The 21,911-nt window shown below is 36.8% G+C and carries 35 protein-coding genes; 3 read left to right on the top strand and 32 right to left on the bottom strand.

Annotated elements, in window-relative coordinates; all coding sequences use genetic code 11:
- Position 1: 1 nt before the first annotated feature.
- From B0I10_RS11745 to rpsL, 31 genes are all read right to left on the bottom strand, one after another.
- A complete protein-coding gene (locus B0I10_RS11745) occupies positions 2-994 on the bottom strand; it encodes a DNA-directed RNA polymerase subunit alpha (RefSeq protein WP_112086710.1) in 993 nt (330 codons plus the stop codon).
- Positions 995-1,015: 21 nt separating this feature from the next.
- On the bottom strand, positions 1,016-1,621 hold the full coding sequence (gene rpsD, locus B0I10_RS11750; RefSeq protein WP_112086711.1) for a 30S ribosomal protein S4: 606 nt from the start codon (positions 1,619-1,621) through the stop codon (positions 1,016-1,018).
- 116 nt (positions 1,622-1,737) lie between these two features.
- Entirely contained in the window at positions 1,738-2,121 is a 384-nt protein-coding gene (gene rpsK, locus B0I10_RS11755; protein ID WP_112086712.1) for a 30S ribosomal protein S11, read from the bottom strand.
- Between the two features lie 8 nt (positions 2,122-2,129).
- Positions 2,130-2,504 carry a 30S ribosomal protein S13 gene (gene rpsM, locus B0I10_RS11760; RefSeq protein WP_112086713.1) on the bottom strand — a complete coding sequence of 125 codons (375 nt, stop codon included), beginning with the start codon at positions 2,502-2,504 and terminating at the stop codon, positions 2,130-2,132.
- Between the two features lie 2 nt (positions 2,505-2,506).
- The gene (gene ykgO / locus B0I10_RS11765; protein WP_084139925.1) at positions 2,507-2,623 is read right to left on the bottom strand and encodes a type B 50S ribosomal protein L36; all 117 of its coding nucleotides are present in this window, start codon (positions 2,621-2,623) and stop codon (positions 2,507-2,509) included.
- Positions 2,624-2,635: 12 nt separating this feature from the next.
- Complete coding sequence (infA, locus tag B0I10_RS11770; protein ID WP_112086714.1) at positions 2,636-2,851, bottom strand: translation initiation factor IF-1; 216 nt, start codon at positions 2,849-2,851, stop codon at positions 2,636-2,638.
- Positions 2,852-2,856: 5 nt separating this feature from the next.
- The gene (secY, locus tag B0I10_RS11775) at positions 2,857-4,203 is read right to left on the bottom strand and encodes a preprotein translocase subunit SecY (protein ID WP_112086715.1); all 1,347 of its coding nucleotides are present in this window, start codon (positions 4,201-4,203) and stop codon (positions 2,857-2,859) included.
- Between the two features lie 12 nt (positions 4,204-4,215).
- The gene (gene rplO, locus B0I10_RS11780; RefSeq protein WP_112086716.1) at positions 4,216-4,668 is read right to left on the bottom strand and encodes a 50S ribosomal protein L15; all 453 of its coding nucleotides are present in this window, start codon (positions 4,666-4,668) and stop codon (positions 4,216-4,218) included.
- Positions 4,669-4,679: 11 nt separating this feature from the next.
- The gene (gene rpmD / locus B0I10_RS11785; protein WP_112086717.1) at positions 4,680-4,862 is read right to left on the bottom strand and encodes a 50S ribosomal protein L30; all 183 of its coding nucleotides are present in this window, start codon (positions 4,860-4,862) and stop codon (positions 4,680-4,682) included.
- A gap of 14 nt (positions 4,863-4,876) precedes the next feature.
- The gene (gene rpsE / locus B0I10_RS11790; RefSeq protein ID WP_112086718.1) at positions 4,877-5,401 is read right to left on the bottom strand and encodes a 30S ribosomal protein S5; all 525 of its coding nucleotides are present in this window, start codon (positions 5,399-5,401) and stop codon (positions 4,877-4,879) included.
- Between the two features lie 6 nt (positions 5,402-5,407).
- Positions 5,408-5,761, bottom strand: a complete 354-nt coding sequence (gene rplR, locus B0I10_RS11795; RefSeq protein WP_112086719.1) for a 50S ribosomal protein L18 — start codon at positions 5,759-5,761, stop codon at positions 5,408-5,410.
- A 12-nt stretch (positions 5,762-5,773) separates the two neighbouring features.
- Positions 5,774-6,316 (bottom strand): 50S ribosomal protein L6, encoded by a 543-nt coding sequence (gene rplF, locus B0I10_RS11800; protein ID WP_112086720.1) that lies wholly within the window; start codon positions 6,314-6,316, stop codon positions 5,774-5,776.
- Positions 6,317-6,332: 16 nt separating this feature from the next.
- Positions 6,333-6,731 carry a 30S ribosomal protein S8 gene (gene rpsH / locus B0I10_RS11805; protein ID WP_112086721.1) on the bottom strand — a complete coding sequence of 133 codons (399 nt, stop codon included), beginning with the start codon at positions 6,729-6,731 and terminating at the stop codon, positions 6,333-6,335.
- A gap of 144 nt (positions 6,732-6,875) precedes the next feature.
- On the bottom strand, positions 6,876-7,145 hold the full coding sequence (rpsN, locus tag B0I10_RS11810; RefSeq protein WP_112086722.1) for a 30S ribosomal protein S14: 270 nt from the start codon (positions 7,143-7,145) through the stop codon (positions 6,876-6,878).
- A gap of 3 nt (positions 7,146-7,148) precedes the next feature.
- On the bottom strand, positions 7,149-7,700 hold the full coding sequence (gene rplE / locus B0I10_RS11815; RefSeq protein WP_112086723.1) for a 50S ribosomal protein L5: 552 nt from the start codon (positions 7,698-7,700) through the stop codon (positions 7,149-7,151).
- A gap of 2 nt (positions 7,701-7,702) precedes the next feature.
- Complete coding sequence (gene rplX / locus B0I10_RS11820) at positions 7,703-8,017, bottom strand: 50S ribosomal protein L24 (protein ID WP_112086796.1); 315 nt, start codon at positions 8,015-8,017, stop codon at positions 7,703-7,705.
- A gap of 11 nt (positions 8,018-8,028) precedes the next feature.
- Positions 8,029-8,397, bottom strand: coding sequence for a 50S ribosomal protein L14 (gene rplN / locus B0I10_RS11825; RefSeq protein WP_007803649.1), 369 nt, complete (start codon positions 8,395-8,397; stop codon positions 8,029-8,031).
- 2 nt (positions 8,398-8,399) lie between these two features.
- On the bottom strand, positions 8,400-8,660 hold the full coding sequence (gene rpsQ, locus B0I10_RS11830; protein ID WP_112086724.1) for a 30S ribosomal protein S17: 261 nt from the start codon (positions 8,658-8,660) through the stop codon (positions 8,400-8,402).
- Between the two features lie 17 nt (positions 8,661-8,677).
- Positions 8,678-8,869 carry a 50S ribosomal protein L29 gene (gene rpmC, locus B0I10_RS11835; protein WP_112086725.1) on the bottom strand — a complete coding sequence of 64 codons (192 nt, stop codon included), beginning with the start codon at positions 8,867-8,869 and terminating at the stop codon, positions 8,678-8,680.
- 13 nt (positions 8,870-8,882) lie between these two features.
- Positions 8,883-9,302, bottom strand: a complete 420-nt coding sequence (gene rplP, locus B0I10_RS11840) for a 50S ribosomal protein L16 (protein WP_112086726.1) — start codon at positions 9,300-9,302, stop codon at positions 8,883-8,885.
- A 19-nt stretch (positions 9,303-9,321) separates the two neighbouring features.
- Positions 9,322-10,071 (bottom strand): 30S ribosomal protein S3, encoded by a 750-nt coding sequence (gene rpsC / locus B0I10_RS11845; RefSeq protein ID WP_112086727.1) that lies wholly within the window; start codon positions 10,069-10,071, stop codon positions 9,322-9,324.
- A gap of 8 nt (positions 10,072-10,079) precedes the next feature.
- Positions 10,080-10,490: a 50S ribosomal protein L22 gene (rplV, locus tag B0I10_RS11850; RefSeq protein WP_112086728.1), complete on the bottom strand. Its 411-nt coding sequence runs from the start codon at positions 10,488-10,490 to the stop codon at positions 10,080-10,082.
- 6 nt (positions 10,491-10,496) lie between these two features.
- Positions 10,497-10,775 carry a 30S ribosomal protein S19 gene (gene rpsS / locus B0I10_RS11855; protein ID WP_112086729.1) on the bottom strand — a complete coding sequence of 93 codons (279 nt, stop codon included), beginning with the start codon at positions 10,773-10,775 and terminating at the stop codon, positions 10,497-10,499.
- A 10-nt stretch (positions 10,776-10,785) separates the two neighbouring features.
- Complete coding sequence (gene rplB / locus B0I10_RS11860; protein ID WP_112086730.1) at positions 10,786-11,610, bottom strand: 50S ribosomal protein L2; 825 nt, start codon at positions 11,608-11,610, stop codon at positions 10,786-10,788.
- Between the two features lie 6 nt (positions 11,611-11,616).
- Positions 11,617-11,907: a 50S ribosomal protein L23 gene (gene rplW / locus B0I10_RS11865; RefSeq protein ID WP_112086731.1), complete on the bottom strand. Its 291-nt coding sequence runs from the start codon at positions 11,905-11,907 to the stop codon at positions 11,617-11,619.
- A 6-nt stretch (positions 11,908-11,913) separates the two neighbouring features.
- Positions 11,914-12,543: a 50S ribosomal protein L4 gene (rplD, locus tag B0I10_RS11870; protein ID WP_112086732.1), complete on the bottom strand. Its 630-nt coding sequence runs from the start codon at positions 12,541-12,543 to the stop codon at positions 11,914-11,916.
- Positions 12,543-13,160, bottom strand: a complete 618-nt coding sequence (gene rplC, locus B0I10_RS11875; protein ID WP_112086733.1) for a 50S ribosomal protein L3 — start codon at positions 13,158-13,160, stop codon at positions 12,543-12,545. The genes rplD and rplC overlap by 1 nt, the downstream gene beginning before the upstream one ends.
- A gap of 111 nt (positions 13,161-13,271) precedes the next feature.
- Entirely contained in the window at positions 13,272-13,577 is a 306-nt protein-coding gene (rpsJ, locus tag B0I10_RS11880; protein ID WP_026710316.1) for a 30S ribosomal protein S10, read from the bottom strand.
- A gap of 11 nt (positions 13,578-13,588) precedes the next feature.
- Complete coding sequence (gene fusA, locus B0I10_RS11885; RefSeq protein WP_112086734.1) at positions 13,589-15,745, bottom strand: elongation factor G; 2,157 nt, start codon at positions 15,743-15,745, stop codon at positions 13,589-13,591.
- A gap of 10 nt (positions 15,746-15,755) precedes the next feature.
- Positions 15,756-16,232, bottom strand: coding sequence for a 30S ribosomal protein S7 (gene rpsG, locus B0I10_RS11890; RefSeq protein WP_112086735.1), 477 nt, complete (start codon positions 16,230-16,232; stop codon positions 15,756-15,758).
- 23 nt (positions 16,233-16,255) lie between these two features.
- Positions 16,256-16,660: a 30S ribosomal protein S12 gene (gene rpsL, locus B0I10_RS11895; RefSeq protein ID WP_026710319.1), complete on the bottom strand. Its 405-nt coding sequence runs from the start codon at positions 16,658-16,660 to the stop codon at positions 16,256-16,258.
- 497 nt (positions 16,661-17,157) lie between these two features.
- Here rpsL and B0I10_RS11900 point away from each other — a divergent pair, with 497 nt between their 5' ends.
- Positions 17,158-18,825, top strand: a complete 1,668-nt coding sequence (locus B0I10_RS11900) for a BamA/TamA family outer membrane protein (protein ID WP_245942990.1) — start codon at positions 17,158-17,160, stop codon at positions 18,823-18,825.
- A 29-nt stretch (positions 18,826-18,854) separates the two neighbouring features.
- Entirely contained in the window at positions 18,855-19,589 is a 735-nt protein-coding gene (gene rlmB, locus B0I10_RS11905) for a 23S rRNA (guanosine(2251)-2'-O)-methyltransferase RlmB (RefSeq protein ID WP_112086737.1), read from the top strand.
- A 67-nt stretch (positions 19,590-19,656) separates the two neighbouring features.
- Here rlmB and B0I10_RS11910 read toward each other — a convergent pair whose 3' ends face one another.
- On the bottom strand, positions 19,657-20,412 hold the full coding sequence (locus B0I10_RS11910; RefSeq protein WP_112086797.1) for a rhomboid family intramembrane serine protease: 756 nt from the start codon (positions 20,410-20,412) through the stop codon (positions 19,657-19,659).
- 74 nt (positions 20,413-20,486) lie between these two features.
- Here B0I10_RS11910 and B0I10_RS11915 point away from each other — a divergent pair, with 74 nt between their 5' ends.
- Positions 20,487-21,764 carry a replication-associated recombination protein A gene (locus B0I10_RS11915; RefSeq protein WP_112086738.1) on the top strand — a complete coding sequence of 426 codons (1,278 nt, stop codon included), beginning with the start codon at positions 20,487-20,489 and terminating at the stop codon, positions 21,762-21,764.
- Positions 21,765-21,911: the final 147 nt, after the last annotated feature.

A 21,911-nucleotide genomic window follows, 5' to 3' on the forward strand; every position in this document is an offset into this window, starting at 1 on the left:
TTTATTCTTTATCTAGTTTATATTTTGACAAATCCATTCCGAAATGTAAGTTTTTGATTGCTACAAGCTCATCAAGCTCGGTCAATGATTTCTTACCGAAATTACGGAATTTCATTAAGTCGTTTTTATTGAATGACACTAAGTCACCTAAGGTATCAACTTCTGCCGCTTTCAAACAATTTAACGCTCTTACAGAAAGATCCATGTCAACCAACTTAGTTTTAAGCAATTGTCTCATGTGCAATGATTCCTCATCGTAGGATTCTGTTTGTGCAATTTCATCAGCTTCCAAGGTAATTCTTTCGTCTGAGAACAACATAAAGTGGTGAATTAAAACTTTAGCAGCTTCAGTTAAAGCATCTTTTGGATTGATTGAACCATCGGTTTTGATTTCGAAAACCAATTTTTCATAATCTGTTTTTTGCTCAACACGGAAGTTTTCAATGGCATATTTTACATTCTTAATCGGTGTAAAAATAGAATCAGTGAAAATGGTTCCGATGGCTGCGTTTTGTTTTTTGTTTTCTTCTGCAGGAACATATCCTCTACCTTTTTCAATAGTTAACTCCATGTTGATGTTAACTTTTGCGTCTAGGTTACAGATGACCAATTCAGGGTTTAAAACTTGAAAACCTGAAATAAATTTTTGAAAATCACCAGCAGTAATTTGTTCTTTTCCGGAAAGAGAGATAGTAACGGTTTCATTGTCAACATCTTCGATTTGACGTTTGAAACGAACTTGTTTTAAGTTCAAAATAATTTCGGTTACATCTTCTACAACTCCGGAGATGGTAGAAAACTCATGATCTACACCTTCAATACGAACAGATGTAATAGCATATCCTTCAAGAGCGGAAAGCAAAACTCTTCTAAGTGCGTTACCAACAGTCAATCCGTAACCAGGTTCTAAAGGTCTGAATTCAAACTTACCTTCAAAATCGGTTGAATCGATCATGATAACTTTATCGGGCTTCTGAAAATTAAATATTGCCATAATTACGACTTCTGTCAATTATTATTTGTTGTATAACTCAACGATTAGTTGTTCTTTAATGTTTTCAGGGATTTGTAAACGTTGTGGAACAGTTACAAATGTACCTTCTTTAGTATCATTATTCCATGTAATCCACTCGTAAACTTTACTAGCATTAGCTAAAGAAGCATTGATAGCTTCAACTGATTTAGATTTTTCACGAATAGCAACTTTATCACCTGGTTTTAGGTGGTAGGATGGAACATTCACGATTTCACCGTTTACAGTGATGTGTCTGTGTCCAACGATTTGACGAGCTGCTCTTCTTGATGGAGCTACACCCATTCTGTAAACCACGTTGTCTAAACGAGCTTCGCAAAGTTGTAAAAGGATTTCACCGGTTACCCCTTTTGATGCTGCTGCTTTTTCAAATAAGTTTCTGAATTGTTTTTCAAGAATTCCGTAAGTGTACTTCGCTTTTTGCTTTTCCATTAACTGAACTGCATATTCAGATTTTTTACCTCTTCGCTTAGCTAAACCGTGTTGCCCTGGAGGGTAATTTCTTTTTTCGAAGGCTTTGTCTTCTCCGAATATAGCTTCGCCAAATTTACGAGCTATTTTAGTTTTTGGACCAGTATATCTTGCCATTTTAAATTGTTTTAAGGTAGTGATTATGAATTCAGGTCAAATCCTTCGATAATCGAGCTCTACCTTGGGTTATACTTAATAAAAATTATAAAGAACTGAAATGAATCAGTTAATCATTAAACTCTTCTTCTTTTTGGAGGTCTACATCCGTTGTGTGGCATTGGTGTAACGTCGATAATTTCAGTCACTTCAATTCCACCGTTGTGGATAGAACGGATAGCAGACTCACGTCCGTTTCCTGGTCCTTTCACATACACTTTAACTTTCTTTAAACCTGCCTCTAGTGCTACTTTTGAACAATCCTCTGCTGCCATTTGAGCGGCATAAGGTGTGTTCTTTTTAGATCCTCTGAAACCCATTTTACCGGCAGAAGACCAAGAAATTACTTCACCTTTTTTGTTAGTAAGTGAAATAATAATGTTGTTAAAAGTTGCATTAATATGAGCTTCACCCGTTGATTCAACGATAACTTTACGTTTTTTTGCTGTTGCTTTAGCCATATTACTTATTATTTAGTTGCTTTTTTCTTGTTAGCAACAGTTTTTCGTTTACCTTTTCTTGTTCTGGAATTGTTTTTAGTTCTTTGTCCTCTTAATGGAAGACCGGATCTGTGACGAATTCCTCTATAACATCCAATGTCCATAAGACGTTTGATGTGTAGTGACACTTCTGAACGCAATTCTCCTTCAATTTTGTAGTATGATACGGCGTCACGGATTCCTCCGATTTCGTCATCATTCCAATCTTGAACTTTCTTGTCTTGACTAACTTGAGCTTTTTCTAAAATCTCAATAGCTCTGCTTTTTCCTACTCCGAAGATATAAGTTAAAGCAATAACTCCTCTTTTGTTTTTAGGTATATCTACCCCTGCGATTCTTGCCATAATTATCCTTGTCTTTGTTTAAATCTAGGATTCTTTTTGTTAATAACGTACAATCTGCCTTTTCTGCGTACAATAACGCATTCGGCACTTCTTTTCTTTACTGATGCTCTTACTTTCATTGTGAAATAGCTTTAATATCTATAAGTAATTCTTGCTTTTGTCAGGTCGTAAGGGCTCATTTCCAATTTCACTTTATCACCAGGTAATAATTTGATGTAATGCATTCGCATCTTACCGGAAATATGAGCAATCACTACGTGACCATTTTCTAATTCTACACGGAACATTGCATTGGATAATGCCTCAATAATTGATCCGTCTTGTTCTATTGCTGATTGTTTTGCCATAAAAATTAAGCTACTGCTTTTCTATTTTTACCCGATTTCATTAAACCATCATAATGTCTATTCAACAAGTATGAATTCACTTGTTGCATAGTATCAATTGCAACGCCAACCATAATTAATAAGGATGTACCTCCAAAAAACATTCCCCAGTTCTGTTGAACACCCATCAAGTTTACTACTACCGCAGGAAATACTGCAATAAGAGCTAAAAATAGTGAGCCGGGTAGTGTGATTAAAGACATCACTTTGTCTAAGAAATCAGAGGTCTCTAATCCGGGTCGAACACCGGGTATAAAACCACCACTTCTCTTTAAATCATCAGCCATTTTGTTAGTAGGTACTGTAATTGCAGTGTAAAAATAAGTAAATACTATAATTAACAAGGCAAAAACAATGTTATACCATAAACCAAACATATCACTGAAAGCTCCTGTAACGGATTGAGCGGTTTCAGAACTTGAAAGACCGGCTACTGCAGCAGGAATAAACATGATAGCTTGCGCAAAAATGATTGGCATAACTCCCGAAGCATTAAGCTTCAACGGAATGAACTGTCGATTGCCACCCATCATATCTTGTTCAAAATCGCCACCGGCTGTTCTTCTGGCATATTGTACAGGTATTTTTCTAACGGCCATGACCAATAAAACACTGGCAACGATAATTAATAACCAAAGAATTACTTCAAATACTAATTTTACCAAACCTCCTTGATCTTGTGTTACGGTAGAAACAAACTCTTGTATAAACGCTTCCGGCAAACGGGCAATAATACCCACCATAATCAACAAAGAGATTCCATTTCCAATACCTTTATCGGTAATTTTTTCTCCTAACCACATGGCAAAAATTGTACCTGTAACAAGGATAAGAACTGCTGAAAATAAGAACGAAAAGGAATTAAATCCTAATAAAAATGCGTCACCTGGCAAAGTTCTGTAAAGATTATAGATATAACCCGGACCTTGTACCAAAGTGATGGCAATAGTTAACCAACGTGTAATTTGATTAATTTTCTTTCTACCACTCTCACCGTCCTTTTGCAGTTTTTGTAAATAAGGAACTGCGATTCCCATTAATTGCACCACAATCGATGCAGAAATGTAGGGCATAATACCCAAAGCAAAAACCGATGCCTGAGAAAATGCTCCTCCGGTAAACATATTAAGAATCGATCCGATTCCTTGATCTGTTTGCGATGCTAAGCCTTCCAACTTAGTTGCATCGATTCCCGGTAAAGTAACCTGTGCTCCAAAACGATAAACTAAAAGTAACCCAAGAGTGATAAGAATCCTATTCTTGAGTTCTTCAATTTTCCATACGTTTGCGAGTGTTTCAAAAAATTTCTTCATACAGTCAGTAAATTATAAAGTTACGGCTTCTCCACCGGCTGCTTCGATAGCGGCTTTAGCAGTTGCTGTAAATTTGTGAGCGGTTACTTTTAATTTCGCTTTTAATTCACCTCGACCTAATACTTTTACCAATTCGTTTTTAGTCGCCAAACGGTTTTCGATGATTACAGAAAAATCTACTGTATCAGTTACTGTTCCGTTATCCACTAAAGCTTGTAAAGTATCAAGGTTAATTCCTTGATAATCTACTCGATTGATATTTTTAAATCCAAACTTAGGCACACGTCTTTGAAGTGGCATTTGACCACCTTCAAAACCAATCTTTTTAGAATAACCAGAACGAGATTTTGCTCCTTTGTGTCCACGTGACGCAGTACCACCTTTTCCGGAACCTTCTCCTCTACCTAATCGTTTATTTTGATTGTGCGTTGAACCTTCAGCTGGTTGTAAGTTACTTAAATTCATTTTGAATAGTGTTATTTAGTTTCTTCTACAGAAACTAAGTGTTTAACTTTATTTACCATACCAAGGATAGCAGATGAATTTTCATGCTCTACTACTTGTCCTAATCTTTTAAGACCCAAGGAAACCAATGTTCTCTTTTGTGTTAGAGGACAGTTGATTTGACTTTTTACTTGTTTTACTAAAATCTTTGACATAATTTCCTTGTATATTAACCTTTAAATACTTTCTCTAAAGAAATTCCTCTTTGCTTAGACACTGTATAAGCACTTCTCATTTGAAGTAAAGCATCAAAAGTTGCTTTTACTACGTTGTGAGGATTTGAAGATCCTTGAGATTTTGATAATACATCGTGAATTCCAACTGATTCAAGTACCGAACGAACAGCACCACCAGCAATAACCCCTGTACCATGAGAGGCAGGCATTAAGAATACACGAGCTCCACCAAATTTTCCTTTTTGTTCGTGAGGAACTGACTGACCACTTAAAGGAATTTTTACTAAATTTTTCTTAGCATCTTCAACAGCCTTAGCGATTGCTTCTGATACGTCTTTAGATTTTCCTAATCCGTGTCCAACTACTCCGTTTTCATCACCAACCACAACAATAGCAGAAAAACCAAATGCTCTACCACCTTTTGTTACTTTGGTAACACGATTTACACTTACCAAACGATCTTTTAATTCAAGACCACTAGGTTTTACTAACTCTACATTTTTGTATTTGTTATACATAATTTCTTAGAATTTAAGTCCGGCAGCTCTCGCTCCTTCTGCTAATGATTTAATACGACCGTGGTATAAGTAGCCTCCTCTGTCGAAAGTTACTGTATCTATACCAGCTTTCAATGCTTTTTCAGCAACTAGTTTTCCTACTGCGTTAGCTACGTCTACGTTTGTTCCTTTTGCATCTACTCCTTTTTCTCTGGAGGAAGCGGCCAAAATGGTTACTCCGTTTACGTCGTCTACTAACTGTGCGTAGATTTCTTTATTGCTTCTGAATACAGAAAGTCTTGGTTTAGTAGCAGTTCCGCTTACAATCTTTCTAATTCTGAACTTAATTCTCTGTCTTCTATCAGATTTTGTTAATGACATAATCTTACTTTTTTAAGCTGATTTACCTGCTTTTCTTCTTAATACTTCACCTACGAATTTAACTCCTTTTCCTTTGTAAGGTTCTGGACGACGGAAACCTCTAATTTTAGCGGCAACCTGACCTAAAAGTTGTTTATCGTGAGAGGTTAGCTTAACGATTGGGTTCTTACCTTTTTCTGAAACTGTTTCCAATTTTACTTCTGGAGCAATTTCTAAAACGATATTGTGCGAAAATCCTAAAGCAAGATCTAACTTCTGACCTTGATTAGAAGCTCTGTACCCTACGCCTACTAACTCTAATTCTTTTGTAAAACCGTTTGATACGCCGTTAATCATGTTACTGATTAATGAACGGTATAAACCGTGTTTAGCTCTATGATCTTTGTGGTCAGATGATCTTTCCACAATTACTTGACCGTCTTCAACCTTTACAGTTACGTCCGAAAACTCCTGTGTTAGTTGACCTAATTTTCCTTTTACTGTAATTACACCTTCGTTAACTTCTAACGTAACGCCTGATGGAATTTCAACTGGATTTTTACCTATTCTTGACATCGTTCAGTCTTGTTTATTAGTATACGTAACAAATTACTTCTCCACCAACATTCAATTGTTTCGCTTGTTTTCCGGTCATAAGACCTTTTGAAGTTGAAACAATTGCAATTCCTAATCCGTTAAGGATTCTTGGAAGGTTTGAAGAACCTGCGTACTTACGTAAACCTGGTTTACTAATTCTTTGGATATCTCTAATTACCGGCTCTTTAGTAACTTTGTCGTACTTAAGGGCGATTTTGATGGTTCCTTGAACAGAACTGTCATCAAACTTGTAACTTAGGATATAACCTTGATCGAATAAAATCTTTGTGATTTCTTTTTTAAGATTAGAGGCAGGAATTTCAACCACTTTGTGATTAGCCATTACCGCATTTCTAACTCTTGTTAGATAATCTGCAATAGGATCTGTATACATATTGATTTATAAAATTTTGGCAACGGTTTTCAGAAGAACTATTCCGCTGAACCTGAAACCATTAAACTCATTTTTTAAAGAAGATAATTGTACGTTACCCGCTAAAAGCTGGCAAATGTACAATTATCTGCTGAAATAAACTAACTACCAGCTAGCTTTCTTTACACCTGGAATTAATCCTTGGTTAGCCATTTCACGAAATGTTACACGTGAAAGACCGAATTGTCTCATATACCCTCTTGGTCGTCCTGTTAATTTACAACGATTGTGCAAACGAACCGGTGAAGCATTCTTAGGTAATTTTTGTAAACCTTCATAATCTCCGGCTTCTAATAAAGCTTTTCTTTTTTCAGCGTACTTTTCTACCGTTTTCTGTCTCTTAACCTCACGGGCTTTCATTGATTCTTTAGCCATATCTTAATTCTTTTTAAAAGGTAATCCTAATTCTGCTAATAATGATTTTGCTTCCTTATCGGTTTTAGCCGTTGTTACAAAAGTAATATCCATTCCTGAAATTTTGTTTACTTTGTCAATATCAATTTCTGGGAAAATGATTTGCTCTAAAACACCAAGATTATAATTACCTCTACCGTCAAAACCAGTTGCTTTGATTCCACCAAAATCCCTTACACGAGGCAATGAAGATGTAATCAATCTGTCTAAGAATTCATACATACGCTCACCACGTAAAGTTACTTTGGCTCCAATCGGCATACCTTTTCTTAATTTAAAGGCAGCAACGTCTTTCTTAGAAATCGTCGCTAAAGCTTTTTGACCTGTGATTTTTGTCAACTCGTCTACTGCGTAATCAACCAATTTCTTGTCTGATACAGCAGCTCCGACACCACGGCTTAAAACGATTTTTTCAAGTTTTGGAACTTGCATTACGTTTTTATAACCGAACTCTTCTTTCAAAGCAGGAATAACTCTGCTTCTATATTCTTCTTTTAGTCTAGGGATATAAGCCATTACTATAGTACTTGATTAGATTTTTTTGAAAATCTTACTTTCTTATCTCCTTCTACTTTATACCCTACTTTAGTTGCTTTTTTTGACTTTGGATCAATTAAAGACAAGTTTGATATTTGAATAGGAGCTTCTTTCTTTACGATTCCTCCTTGAGGGTTCTTTGCACTTGGCTTCGTGTGAACTGAAACCATGTTTGTACCTTCAACAATCGCTTTATTTGCATCTACGAAAACACGTAAAACTTTACCTTCAGTACCTTTATGGTCACCTGCGATAACTTTTACAATATCTCCTGATTTAATTTTTAATTTTGTCATCATTAATCGAATTAAAGCACTTCTGGTGCTAATGATACAATTTTCATGAATTGTTTTTCACGAAGTTCTCTTGCAACCGGACCAAAAACACGAGTACCTCTCATTTCACCTGCCGCGTTTAACAATACACATGCGTTATCGTCAAAACGGATATAAGATCCATCAGCTCTTCTCACTTCTTTTTTGGTGCGTACAACAACTGCAGTAGATACAGCACCTTTCTTAACGTTTCCGTTTGGTGTTGCGTCTTTTATTGACACTACAATTTTATCTCCAACAGAGGCATAACGACGTTTCGTTCCTCCTAAAACACGGATAGTCAAAACTTCTTTTGCCCCAGTGTTATCTGCTACTTTTAATCTAGATTCTTGTTGTACCATAATTACTTCGCTCTTTCAATGATTTCAACTAATCTCCAACATTTTAACTTACTTAAAGGACGCGTTTCGCTAATTCTTACAGTGTCTCCAATGTTACAGTCATTTGTTTCGTCGTGTGCAACGTATTTCTTTGTTTTTAACACGAACTTACCGTATAACGGGTGTTTTACTTTTCTTGTTTCAGAAACAACGATAGATTTCTCCATTTTGTTGCTAGTAACTACACCAATTCTCTCTTTTCTTAAATTTCTTTTTTCTTCCATCTTTCAGCAGAATACAATTATTGTAACTCTCTTTTACTTAGCTCAGTAACTAATCTCGCAATTGTTCTTCTCATCGCTCTAATTTGAAGCGGATTTTGAATTGGAGATATAGTATGAGTCGTTTTTAGGTCGGCATACGTTTTTCTTGACTGACTAAGTTGTTCTTTTAACTCAGCTACAGATAGACTTATAATTTCTGATTGTTTCATAATGTATATAAGATTATGCTTCGAAATCTCTAGCAACTACAAACTTAGTTTTTACAGGAAGCTTTTGGGCTGCTAAGCGTAATGCTTCTTTTGCAACGGCCAAAGGTACTCCTCCTACTTCAAACATAATTCTTCCGGGTTTAACAACGGCAGCCCAATATTCAACTGCACCTTTTCCTTTACCCATACGTACTTCAAGAGGCTTCTTTGTGATTGGTTTATCCGGGAAAATTTTGATCCATAATTGTCCCTCTCTTTTCATAAAACGAGTAGCTGCAATACGAGCCGCCTCGATTTGACGTGAAGTTAAGAACGAAGAATCCATTGATTTTATTCCGAACATCCCATTTGAAAGCTCGTGACCTCTTTGAGAATCACCTTTCATTCTACCTTTTTGTACCTTACGGTATTTTGTTCTTTTAGGCTGTAACATTTTTCTTTAATTTAAAAAATTACTTTCTTTTACGTGGGTTTGATTTTCCGTTTGGTTTTCCTCCTCTTGGAGCATCACCACCTTTGTTTCCACCACCACCGGCTTGTTTTTTGTCCATGCCTACTAATGGAGAAAGGTCTCTCTTTCCGTAAACTTCACCTTTCATGATCCATACTTTGATACCCATTCTACCATAAGTAGTGTGAGCTTCAGCCAAAGCATAATCAATGTCGGCTCTGAAAGTTGATAGAGGAATTCTACCTTCTTTGAAACCTTCTGAACGTGCCATTTCAGCACCATTCAAACGACCGGAAATCAAAACTTTAATACCTTCTGCATTCATACGCATTGCTGCTGCAATAGCCATTTTAATAGCTCTTCGGTATGAAATACGGCTTTCGATTTGACGAGCGATGCTTGTTGCAACTAAATAAGCGTCTAACTCAGGTCTTTTAATTTCAAAGATGTTGATTTGAACCTCTTTGTCTGTAATTTTCTTAAGTTCTTCTTTCAACTTGTCTACCTCTTGTCCACCTTTTCCGATAATGATACCAGGTCTGGCCGTAGTGATAGTAACGGTTACAAGTTTTAAAGTTCTCTCGATGATTACTTTTGATACACTAGCTTTTGATAAACGAGCATGGATGTACTTTCTGATTTTATAATCTTCGGCAATTTTATCACCGTAATCATTTCCACCATACCAGTTTGAATCCCATCCTCTGATGATCCCAAGTCTGTTTCCTATTGGATTTGTCTTTTGTCCCATCTTATTTATTAATTGCTTTGTGTGTTATTACTAGCTCCAAGCACGATAGTAACGTGATTAGAACGTTTTCTGATTCTGTGTGCACGACCTTGAGGAGCCGGACGAAGTCTTTTTAACATCATTCCACCGTCAACTCTGATCTCTTTTATAAATAAAGCTGCCTCTTCAATACTAGCTTCTGCGTTTTTAGCTTGCCAGTTGGCAATAGCTGATAACAACAACTTCTCTAGTTTTCTTGAAGCTTCTTTTTGACTAAATCGTAATAAATTTAGTGCTCTTTCCACTTTCTGACCTCTTACCAAGTCTGCAACCAAGCGCATTTTTCTAGGTGAAGTAGGGCAGTTATTCAATTTCGCGAAAGCAATCGACTTATTAGCCTCTTTTCTCGCATCTGCTGTTTCTCTTTTACGAACTCCCATTGCTTCTTATTTTTTACCTTTATTTTTAGCACCGGCATGACCTCTAAATGATCGTGTTGGTGAAAATTCTCCTAACTTGTGTCCTACCATGTTTTCAGTTACATAAACTGGAACAAATTGACGACCATTGTGTACTGCGATTGTTTGTCCTACGAAATCCGGTGTAATCATCGAAGCTCTTGACCAAGTTTTGATCACTGCTTTGCTTGATTTCTCGATATTTTCAAGAACTTTTTTATCTAATTTGTAATGTACAAATGGTCCTTTTTTTAATGAACGTGCCATGTCTATCTAATTATTTCTTTCTGCGTTCAACAATATACTTATTACTTGGGCTCACTTTAGAACGGGTTCTGTATCCTTTTGCAGGAATACCGTTTCTAGAGCGTGGGTGACCTCCGGAAGAACGTCCTTCACCACCACCCATTGGGTGATCGACAGGGTTCATTGCAACCGGTCTTGTTCTTGGTCTTCTTCCTAACCATCTAGATCGACCCGCTTTACCGGAAACAATCAACTGATGATCTGAGTTAGACACTGCACCAATAGTAGCCATACAAGTCAACAAGATTAATCTTGTTTCGCCCGAAGGCATTTTGATAGTGGCATATTTTCCATCTCTTGCCATTAATTGAGCAAATGTTCCGGCCGAACGAGCAATAATAGCTCCCTGACCCGGACGTAACTCAATACAAGAAATAACAGTTCCTAATGGAATTTTACTTAAAGGAAGGGCGTTTCCAATTTCTGGAGCCGAACCTTCACCTGAAGTTACTGTTTGACCAACATTTAAACCATTTTGTGCAATTACATAGGTTTTAGCACCATCTGCATAAGCTAACAAAGCGATAAATGCTGTTCTGTTTGGATCGTACTCAATTGATTTAACCGTAGCTGGAATTCCATCTTTAGTTCTTTTAAAATCAATGATACGATACTTTTGCTTGTGACCACCGCCTGTATAACGCATGGTCATTTTTCCTTGACTATTTCTACCTCCTGAGTTATTTTTCGGTGCCAATAATGACTTTTCCGGCTTATCAGTCGTGATGGCGTCAAAACCATTCACAACTCTAAAACGCTGACCCGGGGTAATAGGTTTTAATTTTCTAACTGACATTTCTTATTAGATATTGTTGTAAAAATCAATTGTTTCTCCTTCTTGTACTTGTACGATTGCTTTCTTGAAAGAATTCGTTTTAGCACTAATCATTCCACTTTTAGTGTACTTTACAGAACGGTCTGGTCTAACATTCATAGTGTTGATCGCAATAATTTTCACTCCATAAGTTGCTTCTACAGCATTTCTGATTTGAATTTTGTTTGCTTTCTTGTCCACTACAAAACCATAACGATTGTTTAACTCACTTTGCTTCGTGATTTTTTCAGTTATGATAGGTTTAATTATGATACTCATGGCCTATTATTTACTTAAATTTTCTTCAATTCCTTCTAAAGAACTCTCTAAAAGCACTAATTTATTTGCGTTTAATATCGCATAAGTGCTTAATTCTGAGCTAGTTACCACATTAGAAGCCTTTAAATTGCGTGACGACAAATATACATTTTTATTCGTATCACCCAACACAATTAAAGATTTTTTATTTTCTAACCCTAAGGCTTTCAGAACTGTAATAAAATTCTTAGTGCTTGGGGTCTCGAAATTAAAATCTTCAACTACGACTAATTCTGAATCTTTTACTTTTTGAGAGAAGGCCGATTTACGAGCTAATCTTTTTAAAGTTTTGTTCAATTTGAAAGAATAACTTCTTGGTCTTGGACCGAAAACTCTACCCCCACCTTTGAACAATGGATTCTTTATACTACCGGCACGAGCTGTACCCGTTCCTTTTTGTTTCTTAATTTTTCGAGTACTCCCTGTTACTTCCGCTCTTTCTTTTGCTTTATGCGTACCTTGTCTTTGGTTGGCAAGATATTGCTTTACATCAAGATAGATAGCATGTTTGTTAGGCTCGATAGCGAAAACAGCGTCAGAAAGTTGAACTTTTCTACCTGTTTCTTTTCCGTTGATATCTAAAACTTTTACTTCCATTACTTCTGAATGATTACATAAGAGTTTTTGTGTCCAGGAACGCATCCTTTAACTAATAACAAATTTTTGTCTGCTACTACTTTTAAAACTCTAAGGTTTTGAATTGTTACATTGTCTCCTCCCATTCTTCCTGCCATACGCATTCCTTTGAATACTCTAGATGGATAAGAAGAAGCTCCTACAGAACCTGGTGCTCTTAATCGGTTGTGTTGTCCGTGTGTAGCTTGTCCAACACCACCAAAACCGTGACGCTTTACAACCCCTTGGAAACCTTTACCTTTAGATACTCCTTGTACATCAACGAATTCTCCCTCGCTGAATTGATCTACAGTGACTAAATCACCTAATTTATACTCCGTTTCAAAATCTTGGAATTCAACGACTTTTTTCTTAGCAGAAGTTCCCGCTTTTTTAAAGTGACCTATGGCCGCTTTAGTGGCGTGTTTTTCTGTTTTGTCATCGAAACCAAGCTGAAACGCTTCATACCCGTCAACCGCTTTGGTTCTGACTTGGGTAACGACACATGGACCCGCTTCAATCACGGTGCAAGGAATATTTTTCCCGTTCTCGTCGAAAATGCTAGTCATGCCGATTTTTTTTCCAATTAACCCAGACATATTAAACTATTTATAAATGATTAAAAAATTCTTTTTGTTTTGTAGTAGGAAAAGAGCAATAAGTGTTAAGAGAATGCCTTAACACTTACTACTTTCCTCTTTGTACATTTATCACACTTTGATTTCAACTTCTACACCACTTGGTAACTCTAATTTCATTAGAGCATCAATAGTTTTAGAAGAAGAAGAATAGATATCTAACAATCGTTTGTATGAACTCACTTCAAACTGCTCTCTCGCTTTTTTGTTAACGTGTGGAGAACGTAATACGGTGAATATTTTTTTGTGCGTTGGTAATGGAATTGGCCCTGTTACCACCGCTCCGGTACTTTTTACCGTTTTTACGATTTTCTCAGCTGATTTATCAACCAACATGTGATCGTAAGATTTCAATTTTATTCTGATTTTTTGACTCATTTTCTTAAAGATTACGCGTTTCCTTTTGCTTTTTTAATCACTGCCTCTGAAATATTCGCTGGCGTTTGTTCGTAATGTGAAAATTCCATTGTAGATGTTGCTCTACCTGAAGACAATGTTCTTAAAGTAGTTACATAACCAAACATTTCAGACAACGGCACATCAGCCTTAATAGTTTTTGCACCATTTCTATCTCCCATGTCATTCACCTGACCTCTACGACGGTTAATATCACCTACGATATCGCCCATGTTTTCTTCTGGTGTAATAACTTCCATTTTCATAATTGGCTCAAGAATAACAGCTCCAGCAGCTTTAGCAACTTCTCTGTAACCCATTCTTGCAGCTAATTCGAAAGAAAGAGCATCAGAATCCACAGGGTGGAAAGATCCGTCCAATAAAGTTACTTTTAAACTATCAACTTGATATCCAGCTAATGGACCCGTTTTCATAGCTTCTCTAAATCCTTTTTCTACAGATGGTATATATTCTTTAGGAACGTTACCACCTTTAACAGCGTTGACAAATTGTAATCCTACCGGTACTTTACCATCAACAGCATCAGCTGGCTCAAGTAAGAATACGATATCACCAAATTTACCACGACCTCCAGATTGCTTCTTATACGTTTCTCTGTGTTGAGCAGATTTTGTGAAAGCTTCTTTGTATTCAACTTGAGGCTCACCTTGGTTCACTTCAACTTTAAATTCTCTTTTCATACGATCGACAAGAATGTCTAAGTGTAACTCACCCATACCTGAAATAATCGTTTGACCAGAAGCTTCGTCTGTTCGTACAGTAAATGTTGGATCTTCTTCAGCTAATTTAGCTAAAGCCATACCCATTTTATCAACGTCAGCTTTCGTTTTTGGTTCGATAGCGATACCAATTACCGGTGCTGGGAATTTCATTGACTCAAGAATAATTGGGTGTTTTTCATCACACATTGTATCTCCAGTCTTGATATCTTTAAATCCAACTGCTGCTCCAATATCACCCGCCTCGATATAATCGATTGGGTTTTGTTTGTTCGCGTGCATTTGGTAGATACGAGAAATTCTTTCTTTATTTCCTGAACGAGTGTTCAAAATATATGACCCCGCATCTAAACGACCTGAATAAGCACGGAAGAAAGCTAAACGACCAACATAAGGATCGGTAGCGATTTTAAAGGCTAAAGCTGCGAACGGCTCTTTTACATCAGGACGACGTAAGATTTTGGTTTGATCTTCTTCTAATAAATCTTGATCATCAGGGTGAATACCTTGAATACCTTCTTTATCTAAGGGAGATGGCAAATATTTACATACAGCATCCAACATGAATTGAACACCTTTGTTCTTGAATGAAGAACCTGCAATCATAGGAATGATAGCCATGTCCATAGTTGCAGCTCTCAATGCGTTATTGATTTCTTCCTCAGTGATAGATTCTGGATCTTCCATGTATTTATCAAGTAGGTTTTCATCATAATCAGCAACCGCTTCAATAAGGATATCTCTGTATTCTTTCACTTCGTCAATCATATCCGCTGGGATATCGACAATGTCAAAAGTAGCTCCTAGCGTTTCATCATGCCATACAATAGCTTGATTTTTCACTAAATCTACCACACCTTTGAAATCATTTTCTTCACCAATTGGTAAAGTGATTGCAACTGCGTTAGACTTTAACATATCACGAACTTGTTGACAAACCATCAAAAAGTTTGATCCTTGACGGTCCATTTTATTAACAAACCCCATACGAGGCACTCTATATTGATCGGCAAGTCTCCAGTTAGTCTCCGATTGTGGCTCTACACCATCAACAGCACTAAACAAGAAAACTAAGCCATCCAATACACGTAACGAACGATTTACCTCAACGGTAAAGTCAACGTGTCCTGGAGTATCAATAATATTGAAGTGATACGGTTTTGATTCCGGCATAGGTTTCCCTTGCTCTGTTGGAAAACTCCATTCACAAGTAGTCGCAGCAGAAGTAATCGTAATTCCTCTTTCTTGCTCTTGTGCCATCCAGTCCATTGTTGCAGCACCATCGTGCACTTCACCAATTTTGTGTGATTTTCCGGTATAAAATAGAATACGCTCCGTTGTTGTAGTTTTACCTGCATCAATGTGAGCTGCAATTCCGATATTTCTTGTGTATCTTAAATCTCTAGCCATTTCTTATGAATTAAAATCTAAAGTGAGAGAACGCTTTGTTAGCCTCAGCCATTTTGTGCGTATCCATTCTTTTCTTAACTGCTGCTCCTTCTTCTTTAGCTGCTGCTAAAATTTCTGAAGCTAATTTAGCTGCCATTGATTTTTCGTTTCTTCTTCTTGCATAAAGAATCATCCATTTGATAGCGTAAGAAATCTTTCTATCCGGACGAATTTGCATTGGAATTTGGAACGTAGCTCCACCCACTCTACGTGAACGAACCTCTACGTGAGGCATAACATTTGTTAAACCATCTTTCCATACTTCTAAAGCAGATTTTTCAGCATCTTGCTTTTTTGTTTCCACTATTTCTAAAGCATCATAGAATACTTTAAAAGCGGTCGATTTTTTACCATCCCACATTAAGTTGTTTACAAAACGTGTTACCAATTGATCATTGAATTTTGGATCTGGTAAAAGAGGTCTTTTTTTGGCCTGTCTTTTTCTCATGTCTTTTCTTTAAAAGTTTCTAATTACTTTTTCTTTGCGGGTGCTGCTGGTTGACCTGGTTTTGGACGTTTTGCTCCATATTTTGAACGACGTTGCGTACGACCTGCTACTCCGGCAGTATCTAACGCACCACGTACGATATGGTATCTAACACCTGGTAAATCTTTTACCCTTCCGCCTCTAACTAATACTATCGAGTGCTCTTGTAGATTGTGTCCTTCTCCCGGGATGTAAGCATTTACTTCGTTTCCGTTTGTTAAACGAACCCTTGCTACCTTTCTCATCGCTGAGTTTGGTTTTTTTGGAGTCGTTGTGTAAACACGAGTACATACACCTCTTCGTTGAGGACAAGAATCTAAAGCAGCCGATTTACTCTTCTTAGTTACTTGGGCTCTCCCTGTTCTTACTAATTGTTGAATTGTTGGCATAATTAATACTAAAAATTTCTATGTTTTTAAAATTACCCTATTTTAAGGGGTTGCAAATGTAGTAATATTTTTTGGTAAAACAAATCATAATTTATTTATTTTGTTTGAGTTGGGTTTTTTTTTGAGTGGCTTAGTGGCTGAGTAGCTGAGTAGCTAAGTTTTTTTGTTTCAGGTTTCAAGTTCGAGAATTTATACAAGAAGAAAATGTTCTCTAAACGAATCCAATAAAGTCCATTATTGCAAAGCAATCAAATCAGTGAAAACCTGTTTAATCCATCAAACCCGTGTGCTAGTAAAAAAGCGAAGCATGTTTAAAATTTTTCAAGGTTGAACGTTTCAGGCAGGAACTTGAAACCTGACAAGAGCCTAAAGAGCAAATGGCGAAGCAAACTTGAAACTTTTTTCCGGCACATCAAAAGCTTGGAATGAAAAGCAGGAAATAGGCCCTATACCATATTCCTTTTTTTTGCGTTACTTTTATCGAAATTAAATTGGTTTTGAAAAGGCTTTTATTTATCGTATTCTTCTTGTTGTTTTTCTGTTTTGGAAAGGCTCAAAATGTCTATTTAACCATGGAAGGCTCTACTATTGAAGAAACAAAAAAAATGGATTCGATTGGTTATGCCAAACAATTTGTAAATGCCAAAGGCGTGATAGATGAAACGAAACTGTTTAGTAAAAAGCTTTTTGAATTTGGCTACTTGGAAAATGAAAACCTGAGCAATAGAAAGGTAAACGATTCTACTTTTTTGTTTGAATTTAGACTGGGAGAAAAAACTTCACACGTACATATATATATTGGTGATGAAATGTTGCCGTATTTGAGTGATGATTTTAAGGTGACTGATGGGTTATTGAAGCTTCCTATTGAAAATGCAGAGCCTTTGATGAATTCGATTTTAAAACGCTTGGAATCAAAAGGGTTTTCTTTGGCTCAGTTAAAACTAGAGAATTTTAGAACGCAAGAAAATTTGCTTTATGCCGATTTAAATAGTAAGCCTAACAAACAAAGAAATTTGAACGATATTGTGATTGAAGGTTTTGAAAAGTTTCCGGAAAGTCATCGGAAAAGCCTAAAAAAAATGTTTACTAAACAAACGTTTAACCAAACCAATTTAGAAAAACTCTATAAAACGGTAGAAAGTTTTAGGTTTGTTACGCAAACAAAATATCCGGAAATTTTGTTTACGCAAGATTCTACAAAAGTTTACCTTTATTTAGAAAAAGCCAAAGCCAACCGTTTTGATGGTTTTGTGGGTTTTAACAACGACGATGGCGGAAAAATAAATTTTAACGGTTATGTTGATTTGCTTTTGCACAATCTTTTAAATTCCGGCGAACAGTTTACTATGTTTTGGAAAAGCGATGGCAACGAGCAAACTACGTTTAATGTGAATTTGCAGGTTCCTTATCTTTTTAAAAGTTCATTGGGGTTAAAGACAGAATTACAAATTTTTAAACAAGATAGTACTTTTCAAAATACACGCACTTCAATTGATTTAGGCTATCTTTTTACCTATAACACGAGGTTTTATCTTGGCTATCAATCGACAGAATCGAGTGATATTCAAAACACCAATTCGAATTTTATTAGTGACTTTAAAAATTCCTTCGTCACAGGGCAATTTGAATACACCGATTTTAAAACCGATGATTTTTTATTTCCCGAAAAAACAGCCTTTGATGTTAAAGTTGGTCTGGGAAGTCGGGATTCTAAAACCGATTCGCAAAGTCAATTATATGGTCAACTAGAATTTAGGCACAACTTGTATTTGAATGCAAAAAACATTCTACACCTTAAAACCCAAAATTATTACCTCAAAAGTGAGGCTTATATTGTGAATGAATTACACCGCTTTGGCGGAATTAATTCGATTCGAGGTTTTAATGAAAACAGTTTACAAGGCAATTTATTTTCGTCTATTCTAACCGAATATCGCTATGTTTTGACTTCAGGAATGTACCTCCATTCCATTATTGATTATGGCTATTTTCAAGACCAAACAACCGATTTGAGTGATTCGTTACTAGGCTTGGGATTCGGTTTTGGACTATTAACCAAAAACGGACTCTTTAATTTGGTGTATGCCAACGGAAGTACTGGAAATCAAGAAATAAAACTTTCCAATTCGATTGTACACATTAGTTTTAAAACAAGTTTTTAGTATATCAAAGATAATCCTACCTTTGCCGCATGGAAAAAGAAAATCAAATTTTTGGAATTAGAGCAATTATTGAAGCAATTCAGGCAGGAAAAGAAATCGACAAAGTGTTTTTGCAAAAAGATATGCAAGGCGATTTGATGCGTGAATTAATGAAAGTGATGAAATCACACAAAGTGAATTTCACCTATGTTCCCGTTGAAAAATTAAATCGTCTTACGCCAAAAAACCATCAAGGTGCAGTAGCAACCATTGCTCCAGTGAATTTTCATGATTTAGAAAGTTTGATTTCCAATGCCCTGGAAAGTGGTAAAACGCCCCTATTCCTTATTTTAGATCAATTGTCTGATGCTCGGAATTTTGGAGCTATTATCCGAACGGCAGAATGTACCGGTGTGGATGGAATCATCATCGGCAAACAAGGAGCCGCTCCCGTTAACGGAGATACCGTAAAAACCAGTGCCGGTGCTGTTTTTAATGTGCCAATTTGTAAAGTAGAACACATTAAAGATGCCATTTTTTACCTGCAAGGTTCCGGCATCAAAACCATTGCCGCCACCGAAAAAACAGAAGATACGATTTATGATTTAGCCCTCAATGAACCGTTGGCGATCATAATGGGAAGCGAAGACCGCGGCATAAACCCATCCGTTTTGAAAATTGTGGATGAAAAAGCAAAACTACCTATGTTCGGCACAATTGCTTCATTAAATGTTTCAGTGGCGTGTGGAGCTTTTTTATATGAAGTGGTGAGACAGAGAAGATAATAAACAGGATACGCTCTTTCGCCTGACAGGTTTTTAAAACGGCAGGTGTAGAAAAATCTAAAACAAATCACTCCTTCTCTTTCTCCGGTTTAAATTCATAAAACACGTTTTCATCCATGTTGAAAAACGTGTACTCTACTTCTAACTCTTCCGGTTTTGGTGTATTCACGAAATTTCCATTTTCATCAAAATGTTTCATAAACGGATCATTTTCAGGATTGAAATCGGGTTTTTCCCAGTCATAACGAATGGGTTTTTTATATTTTTCAGCTTTGTATAAAAGAGAAAATAAAAACCCGGTGATGAATCCGGCCAAATGTCCTTCCCACGAAATGCCGTTTTCAACTTCTGGAAAAATATACCAAATCATTCCGCCATACAACATCACAATCACTAACGAAAGGGCAACTAATCGATAATGCTTGGTTTGAATTCCTTTGAAAAAGATAAAACTGACTAATACATAAATCAATCCGCTGGCACCAATATGGTAACTTTCTCGACCAATTAACCAGGTTCCAAGTCCGGAAATTAATATTCCGAAAACTAAAACTTGCAACGAAACTTCTCGGTAGAAATAACGCAAAACCGCAAGTAGAAATAAAAGCGGAATCGAATTATTATACAAATGCTTGATATCGCCATGCAAAAACGGACTCAAAATAACGCCTTTTAATCCGCTCACTGTCCTTGGCAAAACGCCGTAGATGCCTAAATCGATTTTAAATCGAACTTCCACCCAAAAAACAATCCACAACGCCAACACAAAAAATAAAGGCCACGCGATGACTGAGGTTGAAAAAATAAAGGATTTTTGTTTCATAGTAAAAATCATAATCAAAAACACATCCAAAGCGAAAATAGTGCTTTTTTGTCAGAAATGAGTATTTTTACACCATGGAAGCACCACTCGCCGAACGCATCCGGCCGCAACAGTTATCAGAATACATTAGTCAATTGCATTTGGTTGGCGAGCAAGGTTCGTTAACACATCAAATTGCCAAGGGAATCATTCCGAGTTTAATTTTATGGGGGCCTCCCGGAACCGGAAAAACAACCTTAGCACAAATTATGGCTCAGGAAAGTAAACGTCCGTTTTTTACGTTGAGTGCCATTAATTCGGGCGTAAAAGACATTCGTGAAGTCATTGAAAAAGCAAAAATGAGCGGCGGATTATTCACCGCCAAAAACCCAATTTTGTTTATTGATGAGATTCATCGCTTCAGCAAATCGCAACAAGATTCCTTGTTAGCCGCCGTTGAAAAAGGTTGGATTACACTGATTGGAGCCACCACCGAAAATCCAAGTTTTGAAGTGATTCCGGCGTTATTGTCAAGATGTCAGGTGTATGTGCTAAATGCGTTTTCAAAAGAGGACCTAGAGCAATTATTACACCGAGCAATAGAACAAGACGAGATTTTAAAAACCAAGCAAATTACCCTAACAGAAACCGAAGCCCTCCTCCGCCTATCCGGTGGTGATGGACGAAAACTGCTGAATATTTTCGAGTTAATCGTCAATGCAACAGAAGAAGATTCAATTGAAATCACCAATGAAAAAGTGATGCAATTGGTGCAAAAGAACACGGTTTTATATGACAAAACGGGCGAACAACATTATGATATTGTTTCGGCCTTCATAAAATCCATCCGCGGAAGCGACCCCAATGGTGCAGTGTATTGGTTAGCCAGAATGATTGAAGGTGGCGAAGACGTGAAATTCATCGCCCGCAGAATGCTCATTTTAGCCAGCGAAGACATTGGCAACGCCAATCCGACTGCGTTAATTATGGCAAACAATATTTTTCAAGCAGTAACCACCATCGGTTATCCGGAAAGCAGAATTTTATTGAGTCAATGCGCCATTTATTTAGCGACTTCCGCCAAAAGCAATGCAAGTTATTTAGCCATTGGAAAAGCCCAACAAATCGTCAAACAAACCGGCGATTTACCCGTACCGTTACATCTGCGAAACGCTCCTACCAAACTGATGAAAGAATTGGGTTATGGTGACGAATATAAGTATTCGCACGATTTTGAAAATAATTTTGCTGAACAGGAATTTCTACCTGATGAAATTCAAAACACCTCCTTCTATGAACCGGGAAATAACGCCCGAGAAAAAGAACTACGAACTTTTCTAAAAAACCGCTGGAAAAACAAATACGGCTACTAGAAACTGTATAGATAATGTATGGATAAAGCATCAACGTTGGCAGAATGATTGTCCATAGAAATAATCATAAATAGCCTAGCCTACATAATAATCCAACCCCATAAGAATTGAATCCCTTCGCGAGTTAATTGAAAATTGTTTGGGAAA

Source organism: Flavobacterium lacus (assembly GCF_003268815.1).
In the GTDB taxonomy this organism is placed as follows: domain Bacteria; phylum Bacteroidota; class Bacteroidia; order Flavobacteriales; family Flavobacteriaceae; genus Flavobacterium; species Flavobacterium lacus.